Consider the following 14,548-nt stretch of genomic DNA (forward strand, 5'->3'; position numbering starts at 1 on the left):
ATGCGTTTGCGAGCAGTACTTTTCGACATGGACGGCACCCTGCTCGACACGGCGCCGGATTTCATCGCCATCTGCCAGGCCATGCTGGCCGACCGCAGCCTTCCGGCAATCGACGACGAACGGATTCGCGAGGTGATTTCCGGTGGCGCCCGAGCCATGGTCGCCGCCGCGTTCGCGATGAGCCCCGAAGCCCCCGAGTTCGAGGCGCTGCGCCTGGAATTCCTCGAGCGCTACCAGAAGGATTGCGCGGTGCACAGCAAGCTGTTCGACGGCATGGCCGAGCTGCTGGCCGACATCGAAAAAGGCAATCTGCTGTGGGGCGTGGTCACCAACAAGCCGGTACGCTTCGCCGAGCCGATCATGCAGCAGCTGGGCCTGGCCGAGCGATCTTCGTTGCTGATCTGTCCGGATCACGTGAAGAACAGCAAGCCCGACCCCGAGCCGCTGATCCTGGCCTGCAAGACCCTGAACCTGGACCCGGCCAGCGTGCTGTTCGTGGGTGACGACCTGCGCGACATCGAGTCGGGCCGCGACGCCGGCACCCGCACCGCAGCGGTGCGCTACGGCTATATTCATCCAGAGGACAACCCCAACAACTGGGGCGCGGACGTGGTGGTCGATCATCCGCTGGACCTGCGCAAGGTGCTCGACAGCGCCCTGTGCGGCTGCTGATCGCCGACACCCGCCAAAAGCTTCGCCGGCACGGCCGGCTCCTGCAACACCGCATCGATTTGTAGGAGCCGGCCGTGCCGGCGAATGCCTCACCACGATCTCGAGGGAATCCCATGTTCGACTACACCGCCCGCCCCGGCCTGCTCAACGGCCGGGTCATCCTGGTCACCGGCGCCGGTCGCGGCATCGGCGCCGCTGCTGCCATGGCCTACGCTGCCCATGGCGCCACGGTACTGCTGCTGGGCAAGACCGAAGCCAACCTCAACGAGGTGCACGACCAGATCACCGCGGCCGGCCATCCGGCACCGGTGGTCGTGCCCTTCAACCTCGAAACCGCCCTGCCCCATCAGTACGATGAGCTGGCAGTGATGGTGGAAAACGAATTCGGTCGTCTCGACGGGCTGCTGCACAACGCCTCCATCATCGGCCCGCGTACCCCGCTGGAGCAGTTGTCGGGCGAGAACTTCATGCGCGTCATGCACATCAACGTCAACGCCATGTTCATGCTCACCAGCACCCTGCTGCCGCTGCTCAAGCTGTCGGAGGATGCCTCGGTGGTGTTCACCTCCAGCAGCGTCGGGCGCAAGGGCCGGGCCTACTGGGGTGCCTATGGCGTATCGAAATTCGCCACCGAAGGCCTGATGCAGACCCTCGCCGACGAGCTGGAGAACGTTGCCCCCGTGCGCGCCAACAGCGTCAACCCGGGCGCCACACGCACCAGCATGCGCGCCCAGGCCTACCCTGCCGAGGCACCGGAGAACAACCCGCTGCCCGAGCAGATCATGCCGGTCTACCTCTACCTGATGGGCCCGGACAGCAAGGGCATCAACGGCCAGGCGCTCAACGCACAGTAGCCCTCAGGCACCGACCAGGGCCGAGCGCGACCGGGCAGTGGAGCCCGGCTCGGCCTGTGGGGACTGCTCCAGCTGCAGACAGCGCTCTAGAAACAGGTACATGTAGTCGTAGCTCTTGCAGATCGCGCGACGCAGCTGGGTCTGCAGCGCCTGTGGTGGGTTGTTGCCCGCCAGCGTGCAGATGATCTCCAACGCCTCCCAAGGGTGCTCGTCGTCATACTGCGCGTGCATCCTCAGCCATTTCATGGCGCGTTTGCGCCCGCTTTCGGGAAAGCCGTTGGCGTAGGTATCCGTCGAACACACCAGCGCCGACCATTCCCCCACCGCGCCTTCGATCGCATAGTTGGTCGCGGCCATGGCCACGATCAGCGAATCGGCCGCACAGGTATGCCAGCACCAGTCACTCAGCGCCTGCAACTCGGTCGGCACGTTCTGCTCGTTCAGATCGTCCAGGCTGACCCCGTGCGCCTGGGCCCAGTGCACCCAGTAGTCGGCATGGTTGAGCTCGACACGGATATTGCGCATCAGCCAGCGACGCGCCATGTCTTCCCCCGGGTGGCGGGCAAAACTGGTCTTGGCCAGGTTCTGCGCCATGTACACCGAAAACTGTTCGACTACCGGCCAGCCGCCGATCAGATACTGGCGCAGGGTGCGCTGGCTCAGCTTGCCGTCGCGCAGGCGGTGATAGATTTCATGCTCTACCACCCGCTGCTTGCTCGCACTGCAATCCTCGATCAGTTTCTGAGCCCAGAGTGGGTAACTTTGCGCGTCCATCAATGGACCCACTCGCTCAAATGCATCAATCACTGTCATATCCCTACATCCTTGTGATTTGAAGTGAACGCTCAGCGAAACGTCCCCGGCGTCCTGAACAGCAAGGGTCGCGAACGGATACGCCGGCGTTGCAAGCTTTCACAGGTGAACACCTGCGGCCGCTCGATCAGGTAGCCCTGGGCGTAATCGACACCAATTTCATGCAGCGCCTGCTCGATCAGGGGCGTCTCGACAAACTCGGCAATGGTGCGCTTGCCCATGACGTGGCCAATATGGTTGATCACTTCGACCATAGCCCGGTTAATCGGATCGTCAAGCATGTCCTTGACGAAACTCCCGTCGATTTTCAGGAAGTCCACGGGCAGGTGTTTGAGGTAGGCAAACGACGACATCCCGGCGCAGAAGTCGTCCAGCGAAAAGTGGCAACCCAGCCCTTTCAATTCGTTGATGAAACGAATGGCGCTGCCCAGGTTGGCAATCGCACTGGTTTCGGTGATCTCGAAACAGATCATTTCAGGCGGTATGGCGTACTCGACGAACTGGCGCTGCAGATAATCCAGAAACTTGTCATCGCCGATGCTGCTGCCCGACAGGTTGATGGCGCACATTGCCAATGGCCCCTTTCGCCCATCGTCCAGCGCCTGGCGAATCACCTTGAACACTCTGTTCACCACCCAGCGATCCAGGGCCGTCATGAGCCCATAGCGTTCGGCGGCCGGGATGAAGCTGTCGGGCAGGATGATGCGCCCGCTCTCATCATGCAGGCGCAGCAGTATTTCCAGATGACCGGCATCCGACTCACCGGCCGCCAGTGGTGCGATTTCCTGGGCATACAGGCAGAAGCGGTCTTCCTCCAGGGCGATGTGCAGGCGCTGGATCCAGGCCATCTCGCCAAAGCGCATGGACAGCTCGGTGTCGTCGGGGTGGTACACCTGCACCCGGTTGCGCCCCTTCTCCTTGGCCATGTAGCACGCCATGTCGGCCGCACGCAGCGAGGCCTCCAGCGTATGGGGTGCCAGTTGCAGGTGGACCAGCCCCACGCTCACGGTGGTCATGAACGGGCGCCCCTTCCACACGAAGTGCAGGCTCTGCACGGTCTGGCGCAGATTCTCGGCAATGCGCTCGGCCTGCTCGGGCAGGCAGTTCTCCAGCAGGATACCGAACTCGTCGCCGCCCAGGCGCGCCAGCGTATCGCCCTCGCGAACGCCCGCCTGCAGCACCGCGCAAATGTGACGAAGCAATTCGTCGCCCGCCGCATGGCCACAGGTGTCGTTGACCAGCTTGAACTGATCCAGGTCCAGAAACAGCAGGGTGTGGCGCGCCGCCTGGCGGCCCAGGTCGCCCAGCGCCAGCTCCAGCCGGTATTCGAATTCGCGCCGGTTGGCCAGCCCGGTGAGGGCATCATGGGTGGCCTGCCACGACAGGTTGGCGATGTACTGGCGCTCCTGGGTCATGTCGTGCAGCACCAGCACGATGCCACTGACCTGACCGTCACTGATGATCGGCGAGCCCACCAGGGCCACCGACACCGTGCTGCCGTCCAGCCGCTGGATCAGCTTGGCGTGCTCGCTGCCGCCCTTGAGGGTACCGCTCAGAATGCGCTCGGTAAGGGACAGGCTGTCTTTTTCGGCGTTGTCGTCCAGCAGGCTGAACAGCGCCGCCAGCGGCAGGCCCTGGGCCTGTCCGGCGCTCCAGTGGGTCAACTGCTCGGCGGCAGGGTTCATGTAGGCGATACAGCCCTCGACATCGGTGGTGATCACCCCATCGCCAATCGACTGCAAGGTGATCTGCGCCCGATCCTTCTCCACCTGCAGGGCACTGGCAAAGGCCTGACGCTGCGCCAATAGCTTGTGCGTGCGCAGGCAGGCCAGCGCAATCAGAAACAGTGCCGTGGCCAGGTTGACCACCAGCAGCAGGCGCAACAGCATGCGCGATCCTTCGCCCAGGGCATCGCTGAACGCCATGGCGGCGGGGGTTACCGCCTCGTTGATCGCGGCGATCTCACCCTTCCAGGCTGCAACCCGCTGCGCAGTGACATTCCCGGTGACGATACCCTGGTGGATCCGGTTGGCCAGCGCATCCAGCTGCTGCAGGTAGTCGTCCCCCACCGACCAGCGTTCGATGGCGCGTTCCATGTAGCTGACATGACGGAAATTCAGGTAGAGCCAGATGACGCTGTCGATGTCATCCGGGTGGTTGCCGCCCCTGAGGATGCCCTGGCGCGCAGCGGCCAGGTCCAGGGGCTTGGCGTCCAGCGCGGTGCGCAGTTGGTGCCCACCCTGGGGGATGGCGATAGCCTGCCGGTACTTCTGGTAGGCCGCCTCGTCGCGGCTGTCGGTATACAGGCTCAGGAAGTAGATGGCGTCCTTCTGCCCCTTGGACCACAGGCTCTCGCCCGCCACATAACCGCGCACGGCCGACAAGGCATAGAGGCTGATGCCCCCCAGCAAGGCCTGGAACAGTACGACCGCCACAAAAGGCCAGATGATGCCCAACAACCTGGGCGCTTCGAGAGTCCGTTTCTGCTTCATGAGGTCCCTTGCAGCAATGCGCAGCCCGATGAGTCTCATCCTGCACAGACACAGCCTAGGCCATTTGCCACCTGCCATCAGGCCCTTTTTCACCTGTACAACAGTTGTACAGTAGAAGGCCCTCAGCTCTGTTGCAAATGCCCATAGAGCTTGGCGTACAACCCGCCCTCGGCGATCAGCTGCTGGTGACCGCCATCCTCGGCGACATGCCCGCCGTCGAACACCAGCACGCGGTCGGCCTGCTTCACTGCCGACAGGCGGTGAGCGATGATCAGGGTGGTACGGGCGCTGAGGAAGCGGCTCAGCGCCTGGTGCAGGTTGTACTCGGTGGCCGCGTCCAGTGCCGAGGTGGCCTCATCGAGAATGACGACCTTGGGCTCGGCCAGCACCATGCGCGCTATCGCCAGACGCTGGCGCTGCCCGCCGGACAGACGCACGCCCGAACGTCCCACCACACTGTCCAGGCCCTGCGGCAGCGCGGCGATGGTGGCGTCGAGCTGGGCAATGCGCAGCGCCTGCCAGCAGGCCTCATCGGTACTCTCGCGGCCCATGGTCAGGTTGGCGCGCACGGTGTCGTTGAACAGCGACGGGTGCTGCAACACCACCGCCACATGCTCGCGCAGGGTTTCCAGGCCGATCTCCTGCAAGGTCGAACCGCCGAAGCGGATGCTGCCGGCCTGGGCGCTGTACAGGCCCAGCAACAGCTGCACCAGGGTGCTCTTGCCGCCGCCGCTGGCGCCGACGATGGCCACCTTCTCGCCGGGTGCGATGGACAGGTTCAACTGGTCCAGCACCGGCTCCTCGCCATAGCCGAAACGCAGCCCGCGCACCTCGATGCCCACGGTGGTCTGCCCCGCGAAAGGGTCGATGCCGCCGGGATACTGCGGCTCGTCGCTGCGCGCCAGCAGCTCGTTGATCCGGCTCAGCGCACCACCTGCCGCGTAGTAGGCGTACTGCAGGTTGAGCAACTGCTCCACCGGGCCGATCATGAACCACAGGTAGCTGAACACCGCCAGCATCTGGCCGATGCTGAGGTCGGAAAACAGCACCGTGAGCATGGCCGCTGCGCGAAAGATGTCGATGCCGAACTGGAACAGCAAGCCACTGGCGCGGCTGCTGGCATCGCTCTTCCATTGCGAGGACACCGCATAGTTGCGCACCTCCTGGGCACGCATGCCCAGGCGCCCGAGAAAGTAGCCCTGGCGGTTGCCGGCACGGATTTCCTGGATCGCATCCAGGGTTTCGGTCAGTGCCTGGGTGAAGCGCGAGGTGCTGTCGTTCTCGAGTTTCTTCAGGTGCTTGACCCGCTTGCCCAACTGCACCGTGGCAAAGATCACCAGCGGGTTGAACAGCAGGATCAACAGCGCCAGCTGCCAGTGCATCCACAACAGGATCGCCGAGGTGCCGGCCAGCGTGAGCATGGCCACCAGAAAGCGGCTGAGGGTTTCACCGACGAACTTGTCCACGGTGTCCAGATCGGTGACCAGGTGCGTGGTAACCGTACCGCTGCCCAGGCTCTCGTACTCGCTCAGGGAGATGCGCTTGAGCCGCTCGATCAGGCGGATGCGCAGCCGGTAGACGATGTCCTTGGCCAGCCCGGCGAACAGCTTGGCCTGCACCACGTTGAAGGCCAGTGCCGCACAGCGCAGCGTCAGGGTGAAGACCAGCATCAGGCCGATGTAGCCGGCCGCCACCTGCCAGCTGGCGGGCAGCAGGTTGTTCATCCACTTGAGCGCCGCATCGCCGTGCCCCAGCAGCACTTCGTCGACCAGCAACGGCAGCAGCAGCGGAATCGGCACACTGCACAGGGCCGCCAGCACGGCCACGCCGTTGGCAGTCCACAGGGCTTTCTTGTGGTGTTGCGCCAGGCGCCGGATCTCGGCCCAGCTCAAGCGATCGACAGGTGCCGGCGTCGGCCCGGGCACCGGGTCGGGGGAGCCAGGCAGGTCAAGCATTGACCGCATGCTCCAGCCAGCGCCCCAGCAGCGGCTGCAGCGCCCCCAGGGCCTGGTAGCCGTTGGTCAGCAGGGCCAGTTGGCCATTGCGCTCGGCGAGCAGGGTCGGGAAGCCCGCGATGCCCAGGTCCTGCACCCAGGTGAAGTCGGCGGCGGTGGCGCTGCGGGTGTCGCCGCTGCTGAAGGCCTCGGCGAAGGCGGCGCGGTCGAAACCGGCCTGCTCGGCCAGCTCCACCAGCTTGACCGGCAGGGTCACGTCTTCGCTGCGCTGGTAGAACGCCTGCTGGATCATCCCCAGCAGCGTCCAGGCCCGCTGCGGGTCGAGGCTGCGTGCAGCCACCAGCGCGCGGCAGGCAGGTTCGGTGTCGTAGACAAAGCCTTCGGGCATCGCGCCCTCGAGCTGGAACGGCTGGCCGGTGGCCTGGTTGACCGCCTGCCAGTGTTCAAGAATGTAGCGCCGGGTGGAGGCATCCAGCGCACTGCTGCCCGAGCGCAGGCCGCCGGGCACCAGGTGGGTGTCCACGCCGGCCTCGCGCGCCTGCCGTATCAGGGCCTCGGCCACGGGTGCGAAACCCCAGCACCAGGAGCACATCGGGTCCATTACATACAGCAGGCGAGCGGTCATCCATCACACCTCGGCTTTGCGATAGTTGTGGCCGATCGGGTGCGGCATGTTGCGGGCCTTGGCCAACTCGATCTGCTTCTGCCGATCGATGGCGCTGCGCCGGGTCTTCTCGCTCAGGCTGTCCCAGCAATGCGGGCAGCTGATGCCTGGCGAATAATGCTCGGAGGCCCGTTCCTCCACGCTGATCGGGGTACGACAGGCGTGGCACTGGTCGTAGTCGCCTTCGCTGAGGTCGTGACGCACGGTCACGCGGTTGTCGAAGACAAAGCAGTCGCCCTGCCAGCGCGTTTCTTCCTGGGGAACCTCCTCGAGGTACTTCAGGATGCCACCCTTAAGATGATAGACCGCTTCGAAACCCTCGCCGAGCATATAGCTGGAGGCTTTTTCGCAGCGGATGCCACCGGTGCAGAACATCGCCACCTTCTTGTGCCGGGCAGGGTCGAAGTTGGCCTTGATGTACTCGGGAAACTCGCGAAAGGTGGTGGTCTTTGGGTCGATGGCGCCCTCGAAGGTACCAATCGCCACTTCATAGTCGTTGCGGGTGTCGATCAGCAGCACTTCGGGGTCGCTGATCAGCGCGTTCCAGTCCTTGGGCTCGACATAGGTACCGACCGTCCGGTTCGGGTCCACGCCCGGCACGGCGAGGGTCACGATCTCTTTCTTGAGCTTGACCTTGGTGCGGTAGAACGGCTGTTCGTCGCAGTACGATTCCTTGTGATCGATGTCCACCAGGCGTGCATCGCTGCGCAGCCAGGCCAGCAGGCCATCGATGCCTTCGCGGGTACCCGACACGGTGCCGTTGATACCCTCTTCGGCCAGCAGCAGGGTGCCCTTGACCCCGTTGCGCTCCATGGTCTCGAGCAGCGGCTCGCGCAGCTCGACGTAATCTTTCAGGGTGACGAACTTGTACAGCGCCGCCACGACGATAGCTTGGGTCATGCCTTGATTCTCCAGGTGGTCACCCTCGCAAAGGGCGGACCGGGTCGACAATAAAAAACGCGCCGACAGGCGGCGCGTTGCGGATTCTAGCAAAAACCTGAAAGGGATTTCAGTGTTTGCTGCCTCCGGCGCAGGTGGGCGAAGCCGGCGCGCTGCCGACTTTCTGCCATTCCTGCGGGGTGTAGGTATGCAACGCCAGGGCATGGAACTGCCCCATCAGGTCACCCAGGGTGGCGTAGACCTTCTGGTGGCGCTTGACGCTGTTCAAGCCATCGAACTGTTCGCTGACCAGCACGGCCTTGTAGTGGGTCTGCTGGCCCCGGCTGTGCATGTGGCTCTCGTCCAGCACCTCGAGGTGTTGCGGGGCGAGCGCCGCCAGGCTCTGTTCGATCTTCTGCTGCATCGACATGCTGGGCTCCGCTTAAGGTTTCTTGGCCGGTGCGGCCGCCTTGCCGGCGGACGGGTCCAGCTCGTTGGTCATGTCGGCCAACAGCTTGTTGACCACCGGCACGGCGCTTTCAAGCTTCTGCTGGGTCAGCTGGGCCGACTGCTGGGTAACGGCAGGCATCTTTTCCAGGACTTTCTTGCCCAGTGGCGACTGGTAGAAGGCGACCAGGTCCTTGAGCTCGGATTCGCTGAAGGTGCTGGTGTACAGCTTGATCATGTCCGGCTTGAGCTTGTTCCAGCCGATGGCCTGGTCCAGGGCGGCGTTGGCCTTGGCCTGGTAGGTTTCAAGCACGGCCTTTTTGGACGCCGGCGCCTTGGTCTGCTCGAAGCGCTGGGCAAACATCTGCTGCACCTGCATGTAGACCGGGGTACCCAGTTTGTCGGCGTGCGCCATCACCAGGAATTTTTCAGCGCTGGCGTTGTGGCTGGCGGTATCGGCGAGTGCCTGGCCGCTGGCGCAGACCAGCGCGACAGCCGTGCAGAGGGCGCGAAGACGGGTCATCGAAATTCCTTAAAATAAAAAGAGGGCGTACCCAGAGTAGAGCATTCTGCGCCGACTGGGGCAGCCTGCTCAAGAGGGACGACAGGCAATGGAACCGCCATGCCGAATCAGGGCCTAAACTGCGCAAACAAGCCATTAAAGGAGTGCGTACCGCATGAGCCGTATCGAAACTGACAGCCTGGGCCCGGTTGAAGTTCCTGACGAGGCCTACTGGGGTGCCCAGACCCAGCGCTCGCTGATCAACTTTGCCATCGGCAAGGAACGCATGCCGCTGGCGGTACTGCACGCGCTGGTGCTGATCAAGAAAGCCGCAGCGCGGGTCAATGACCGCAACGGCGACCTGCCGGCCGACATCGCCCGCCTGATCGAACAGGCCGCCGACGAGGTGTTGGCCGGCGAGCATGACGACCAGTTCCCGCTGGTGGTGTGGCAGACCGGCAGCGGTACCCAGAGCAACATGAACGCCAACGAAGTGTTGGCCGGGCGCGCCAACGAGCTGGCTGGCAAGGGCCGCGGCGGCAAGGTGCCGGTGCACCCCAACGACCACGTCAACCGCTCGCAGAGCTCCAACGACTGCTTCCCGACCGCCATGCACATTGCCGCCGCACAGGCGGTCAACCAGCAACTGCTGCCGGCCATCGCCGAGCTGTCGGGCGGGTTGGCCGAACTGGCCGCACGCCACATGCAACTGGTCAAGACCGGGCGAACCCACATGATGGACGCCACCCCGATCACCTTCGGCCAGGAGGTCTCGGCCTACGTGGCCCAGCTGGACTACGCCCAGCGCGCCATCCGCGCGGCGCTGCCGGCGGTGTGCGAACTGGCCCAGGGCGGTACCGCCGTGGGTACCGGGCTGAACGCACCGCACGGGTTTGCCGAGGCGATCGCCGCCGAGCTTGCCGCCTTGTCGGGGCTGCCGTTCGTCACCGCGCCCAACAAGTTTGCCGCGCTGGCCGGGCACGAGCCGCTGACCACCCTGGCCGGTGCGCTGAAAACCCTGGCCGTGGCCCTGATGAAGCTGGCCAACGACCTGCGCCTGCTCGGCTCCGGGCCGCGCGCGGGGCTGGCCGAGGTGCGCCTGCCGGCCAACGAGCCGGGCAGCTCGATCATGCCCGGCAAGGTCAACCCGACCCAGTGCGAGGCACTGTCGATGCTGGCCTGCCAGGTGCTGGGCAACGACACCACCATCGGCTTTGCCGCCAGCCAGGGCCACCTGCAGCTCAACGTGTTCAAGCCGGTGATCATCCACAACCTGCTGCAGTCGATCGAACTGCTGGCCGATGGCTGCCGCAACTTCCAGCAGCACTGCGTGGCGGGCATCGAGCCAGACCCGCAGCAGATGGCCGAGCACCTGGAGCGCGGGCTGATGCTGGTGACGGCGCTCAACCCGCATATCGGTTACGACAAGTCGGCGCAGATCGCCAAGAAGGCCTACGCCGAAGGCACCACCCTGCGCGAGGCGGCGCTGGAACTGGGGTATCTGACCGATGCGCAGTTCGATGAATGGGTAAGGCCGGAGCAGATGCTCGAGGCTGGCGGCAAAGGCTGAAAAAAGCTCTGCTACGCAGCCCGTCGCGGGTCAAGCCGCTCCCACAAGGCTGATGGAGTGCCCCGCGATGCGGCCAATGATCACTTCTTGTCTTTCTTGAACGCCGTCTCCAGCGCCTCGTTGATGGTGCGCAGCACCTTCACTCGCGCCCAACGCTTGTCATTGGCCTCCACCAGCGTCCAGGGCGCCACTTCGGTGCTGGTGCGGTCGACCATGTCGCCCACCGCCTCGGAATACGCGTCCCACTTGTCGCGGTTGCGCCAGTCTTCCTCGGTGATCTTGAAGCGTTTGAACGGTATCTGCTCGCGCTCCTGAAAACGCTCAAGCTGGGTCTGCTCGTCGATCGACAGCCAGAACTTGACCACCACCACGCCAGCGTCGTGCAGTTGCTCCTCGAAATCGTTGATCTCGCCATAGGCGCGCATCCAGTCGGCCTGGCTGCAGAAGCCCTCGATGCGCTCCACCAGCACCCGCCCGTACCACGAGCGGTCGAACACCGTGAACTTGCCGCGCGCCGGAATGTGCCGCCAGAACCGCCACAGGTAGGGCTGCGCCCGCTCCTCCTCGGTAGGGGCGGCAATCGGCACGATGCGGTACTGACGCGGGTCCAGCGCGGCGGCCACGCGCCGAATGGCACCGCCCTTGCCCGCCGCGTCGTTGCCCTCGAACACCGCCACCAGCGCGTGGCGACGCATGCGCTTGTCACGCAGCAGGCCCGCCAGACGGGCCTGCTCGACAATCAGCTGCTCCTGGTAGTCGTTCTTGTCCAGACGCAGGGTCATGTCCAGGCTGCCCAGCAGGCTACGTCCGTCGATGGATTCGCCCAGCGGCGCGATGTTGGTCTGGCGTCCCAGGGCCTTGGCCTTCAAGGCGTTCTGCAGGCCCTCGAGCAGGATCTTGCCCACTGCCAGGCTGCGGTAGTTCGGGTCCACGCCCTCGATGATGTGCCAGGGCGCATAGTCACGGCTGGTGCGGCGCAGCACCCGTTCGCCGAAGCGCACGAACCGGTCATAGGTCTGCGATTGCTGCCAGTCCAGCGGGCTGATCTTCCAGCTGTGCAGCGGGTCATCCTTGAGCGACTTGAGCCGCGCCTTCATCTGCTTCTTGGACAGGTGAAACCAGAACTTGAAGATCAGCGCGCCTTCGTCGCACAGCATCTTTTCCAGCCGTTCGGCACCGTTGATGGCCTGGTCGAGCACCGCGTCCTTGAACTGGCCATGCACCCGCCCCTGCAGCATCTGGCTGTACCAGTTGCCGAAGAAGACGCCCATGCGCCCCTTGCTCGGCAAGGCCCGCCAGTAGCGCCAGGCCGGCGGCCGGGCCAGCTCCTCGTCGGTCTGCTGGTCGAAGGTGCGCACCTCGATCAGGCGCGGGTCCATCCACTCGTTGAGCAGCTTGACGGTTTCGCCCTTGCCGGCCCCCTCGATGCCATTGATCAGCACGATGACCGCAAAGCGAGACTGCTGCTTGAGCTCGAACTGGGCTTCGAGCAAGGCTTCGCGCAACGCCGGCACTTCGGCGTCATAGGTTTCTTTGTCGATGGCGTGACCAATTTCGGCGGATTCGAACATACCAGGCTCCCTTCTTGGATAAGCAAGACTAGCGGATCACGCAGCCCTTTGTCGCAAGGCGATCGGCTAGAATGCACGCTTCGCTGTTGCCGAGCCGAACATGAACGACACCCCCGCCACCCCGACCCAGTACGCCCAGATCGAGTGGGATGAACAGGGCCGCCCGTATTCACGCCAGTACGACGACATCTATTTCTCCAAGGAGCAGAGCCTGGAGGAAACCCGTCATGTGTTCATCGAGCAGAACGACCTGCGCCAGCGCTTCGCCGCGATGGCCGACGGCAGTTGCCTGGTGATCGGGGAAACCGGCTTCGGCACCGGCCTGAACTTCTTCTGCGCCTGGCAGGTGTTCGCCGACTGTGCACCGGCCGGGGCACGCCTGCATTTCGTCAGCGTCGAAAAATACCCCCTCAGCCATGCCGACCTGGCCAAGGCCCTGGCCCTGTGGCCGGAGCTGACGCCGTTCAGCCAGCCACTGCTGGCGCAGTACGTGGCGGTGCACGAAGGTTTCCAGCAGTTCGTCTTCGACCAGGGTCGGGTGACCCTGACCCTGATGATCGGCGATGCGCGGGAACAGCTGCCGCAGTTGGACGCCCCCATCGACGCCTGGTTTCTCGATGGCTTTGCCCCGGCCAAGAACCCCGACATGTGGACCCCCGAGCTGTTCGCCCAGCTCGGACGCCTGTCGGCGCCGGGTGCCACCCTTGGCACCTTCACCAGCACCGGCTGGGTGCGTCGCGGGCTGATTGCGGTGGGCTTCAAGATGAAGCGCATTCCGGGTATCGGCAAAAAATGGGAAGTGCTGCGCGGCGCATTCACCGGCTGGCCCGCCGAGCAAGCGCCGCTCGCGCCGGTTGCCCCATGGTTCGCGCGCCCCGCGCCGCTGGCCGGCCCCCGCGAGGCGCTGGTGATCGGCGCCGGCCTGGCCGGTTGCGCCACCGCCGCCAGCCTGGCGGCGCGCGGCTGGCAGGTACGCCTGCTGGAGCGCCACGCCGCCCCTGCCGGTGAAGCCTCGGGCAACCCCCAGGGCGTGCTGTACCTGAAGCTGTCGGCCCACGGCACCGCACTGTCGCGGCTGATCGTCGCCGGCTTCGGCTACACCCGCCGCCTGCTCGAACAGTTGCAGCGCGGCACCGACTGGGACGCCTGCGGGGTGCTGCAACTGGCCTTCGACGACAAGGAAGACCAGCGCCAGATCAAGCTCGACCAGGCGTTCAGCGACACCCTGCTGCAGCGCCTCGACCAGCCGCAGGCCGAAGCCGTGGCCGGGGTCGGCCTGCCCAGTGGCGGTCTGTACTACCCCGAGGGCGGCTGGGTGCATCCGCCCGCGCTGTGCCAATGGCAGGCCGGGCAACCGAACATCACCCTGCTGCCCCACCATGACGTGGTACAGCTGCGCAAGGTCGACGGCTTGTGGCAGGCATGGGACGGCGAGCGCCTGCTGGCCAGCGCGCCGCTGGTGGTGCTGGCCAGCGCAGCGGACATCCATCGTTTCGAGCCGTGCGCCGAGCTGCCGCTCAAGCGCATCCGCGGGCAGATCACCCGCCTGCCGGCCACCAACGCCAGCCGCGCGCTGGGCACCGTGGTGTGCGCCGACGGTTACGTCGCGCCGCCGCGCCTGGGCGAACACACCCTGGGGGCGAGCTTCGACTTCCACAGCACCGACCTCGCCCCCACCGCTGCCGAACATGCGAGCAACCTGGAGCTGCTGCGGGAAATCTCCGGCGACCTGGCAGAACGCCTTGGCGCTGCCGAGCTGGACCCGGCCAGCCTGCAGGGCCGCGCGGCGTTTCGCTGCACCAGCCCCGACTACCTGCCGATCGTCGGCCCGTTGGCCGACAAGGCGGCGTTCAACCAGGCGTATGCCGTGCTCGGCAAGGACGCGCGACAGCTGCCGGACACTCCGTGCCCCTGGCTGGAGGGCCTGTATGTGAACAGCGGCCATGGTTCGCGCGGCCTGATCACCGCGCCTCTGGCGGGTGAACTGATCGCCGCCTGGGTCGACAACGCACCCTTGCCGGTGCCGCGCGACGTGGCCGAGGCCTGCCACCCGAATCGTTTCATGTTGCGCGAACTGATACGCGGCAAGGGCAAGCAAGGCTGAAGGCTTATAACAGATTGATCTAAAA

The 14,548-nt window shown here is 65.0% G+C and carries 12 protein-coding genes; 4 read left to right on the top strand and 8 right to left on the bottom strand.

The window, feature by feature from the left end; all coding sequences use genetic code 11:
* Positions 1–672, top strand: coding sequence for an N-acetylmuramic acid 6-phosphate phosphatase MupP (gene mupP, locus NP552_RS20315; protein ID WP_043862672.1), 672 nt, complete (start codon positions 1–3; stop codon positions 670–672).
* Positions 673–785: 113 nt separating this feature from the next.
* Positions 786–1,526 carry a YciK family oxidoreductase gene (locus tag NP552_RS20320; protein WP_274097089.1) on the top strand — a complete coding sequence of 247 codons (741 nt, stop codon included), beginning with the start codon at positions 786–788 and terminating at the stop codon, positions 1,524–1,526.
* 3 nt (positions 1,527–1,529) lie between these two features.
* Here NP552_RS20320 and NP552_RS20325 read toward each other — a convergent pair whose 3' ends face one another.
* The 7 genes from NP552_RS20325 to NP552_RS20355 form a co-directional block, all read right to left on the bottom strand.
* A complete protein-coding gene (locus tag NP552_RS20325) occupies positions 1,530–2,333 on the bottom strand; it encodes a TenA family transcriptional regulator (RefSeq protein ID WP_054915876.1) in 804 nt (267 codons plus the stop codon).
* Between the two features lie 38 nt (positions 2,334–2,371).
* Entirely contained in the window at positions 2,372–4,831 is a 2,460-nt protein-coding gene (locus tag NP552_RS20330) for an EAL domain-containing protein (RefSeq protein WP_274097090.1), read from the bottom strand.
* A 122-nt stretch (positions 4,832–4,953) separates the two neighbouring features.
* Complete coding sequence (locus NP552_RS20335) at positions 4,954–6,786, bottom strand: ABC transporter ATP-binding protein (RefSeq protein WP_043862669.1); 1,833 nt, start codon at positions 6,784–6,786, stop codon at positions 4,954–4,956.
* Positions 6,779–7,411 carry a DsbA family protein gene (locus tag NP552_RS20340; RefSeq protein WP_043862668.1) on the bottom strand — a complete coding sequence of 211 codons (633 nt, stop codon included), beginning with the start codon at positions 7,409–7,411 and terminating at the stop codon, positions 6,779–6,781. Before NP552_RS20340 ends, NP552_RS20335 begins: the two co-directional genes overlap by 8 nt.
* A gap of 3 nt (positions 7,412–7,414) precedes the next feature.
* Entirely contained in the window at positions 7,415–8,350 is a 936-nt protein-coding gene (trhO, locus tag NP552_RS20345) for an oxygen-dependent tRNA uridine(34) hydroxylase TrhO (RefSeq protein WP_274097091.1), read from the bottom strand.
* Between the two features lie 109 nt (positions 8,351–8,459).
* Positions 8,460–8,759: a BolA family protein gene (locus NP552_RS20350; protein ID WP_043862666.1), complete on the bottom strand. Its 300-nt coding sequence runs from the start codon at positions 8,757–8,759 to the stop codon at positions 8,460–8,462.
* A 12-nt stretch (positions 8,760–8,771) separates the two neighbouring features.
* Complete coding sequence (locus NP552_RS20355) at positions 8,772–9,299, bottom strand: DUF2059 domain-containing protein (protein WP_043862665.1); 528 nt, start codon at positions 9,297–9,299, stop codon at positions 8,772–8,774.
* 154 nt (positions 9,300–9,453) lie between these two features.
* On the opposite strand from NP552_RS20355, the gene NP552_RS20360 reads away from it, so the two are divergent.
* Positions 9,454–10,848: a class II fumarate hydratase gene (locus NP552_RS20360; RefSeq protein ID WP_078479778.1), complete on the top strand. Its 1,395-nt coding sequence runs from the start codon at positions 9,454–9,456 to the stop codon at positions 10,846–10,848.
* Between the two features lie 80 nt (positions 10,849–10,928).
* On the opposite strand, the gene pap is transcribed toward NP552_RS20360, so the two are convergent.
* Complete coding sequence (gene pap, locus NP552_RS20365; protein ID WP_274097092.1) at positions 10,929–12,419, bottom strand: polyphosphate:AMP phosphotransferase; 1,491 nt, start codon at positions 12,417–12,419, stop codon at positions 10,929–10,931.
* A 100-nt stretch (positions 12,420–12,519) separates the two neighbouring features.
* Here pap and mnmC point away from each other — a divergent pair, with 100 nt between their 5' ends.
* The gene (gene mnmC / locus NP552_RS20370; RefSeq protein ID WP_116055190.1) at positions 12,520–14,523 is read left to right on the top strand and encodes a bifunctional tRNA (5-methylaminomethyl-2-thiouridine)(34)-methyltransferase MnmD/FAD-dependent 5-carboxymethylaminomethyl-2-thiouridine(34) oxidoreductase MnmC; all 2,004 of its coding nucleotides are present in this window, start codon (positions 12,520–12,522) and stop codon (positions 14,521–14,523) included.
* Positions 14,524–14,548 lie beyond the last annotated feature (25 nt).

Origin of the sequence: Pseudomonas sp. 8209, assembly GCF_028682105.1 — a bacterium.
Taxonomy (GTDB): domain Bacteria; phylum Pseudomonadota; class Gammaproteobacteria; order Pseudomonadales; family Pseudomonadaceae; genus Aquipseudomonas; species Aquipseudomonas palmensis.

What these genes read in the sequence shown, in the direction of transcription:
- mupP (WP_043862672.1), top strand. Translation starts at nt 1, where the DNA reads ATGCGTTTGCGAGCAGTACTTTTCGACATGGACGGCACCCTGCTCGAC.
- NP552_RS20320 (WP_274097089.1), top strand. Translation starts at nt 786, where the DNA reads ATGTTCGACTACACCGCCCGCCCCGGCCTGCTCAACGGCCGGGTCATC.
- NP552_RS20330 (WP_274097090.1), bottom strand. Translation starts at nt 4,831, where the DNA reads ATGAAGCAGAAACGGACTCTCGAAGCGCCCAGGTTGTTGGGCATCATC.
- NP552_RS20335 (WP_043862669.1), bottom strand. Translation starts at nt 6,786, where the DNA reads ATGCTTGACCTGCCTGGCTCCCCCGACCCGGTGCCCGGGCCGACGCCG.
- NP552_RS20340 (WP_043862668.1), bottom strand. Translation starts at nt 7,411, where the DNA reads ATGACCGCTCGCCTGCTGTATGTAATGGACCCGATGTGCTCCTGGTGC.
- trhO (WP_274097091.1), bottom strand. Translation starts at nt 8,350, where the DNA reads ATGACCCAAGCTATCGTCGTGGCGGCGCTGTACAAGTTCGTCACCCTG.
- NP552_RS20350 (WP_043862666.1), bottom strand. Translation starts at nt 8,759, where the DNA reads ATGTCGATGCAGCAGAAGATCGAACAGAGCCTGGCGGCGCTCGCCCCG.
- NP552_RS20355 (WP_043862665.1), bottom strand. Translation starts at nt 9,299, where the DNA reads ATGACCCGTCTTCGCGCCCTCTGCACGGCTGTCGCGCTGGTCTGCGCC.
- NP552_RS20360 (WP_078479778.1), top strand. Translation starts at nt 9,454, where the DNA reads ATGAGCCGTATCGAAACTGACAGCCTGGGCCCGGTTGAAGTTCCTGAC.
- pap (WP_274097092.1), bottom strand. Translation starts at nt 12,419, where the DNA reads ATGTTCGAATCCGCCGAAATTGGTCACGCCATCGACAAAGAAACCTAT.
- mnmC (WP_116055190.1), top strand. Translation starts at nt 12,520, where the DNA reads ATGAACGACACCCCCGCCACCCCGACCCAGTACGCCCAGATCGAGTGG.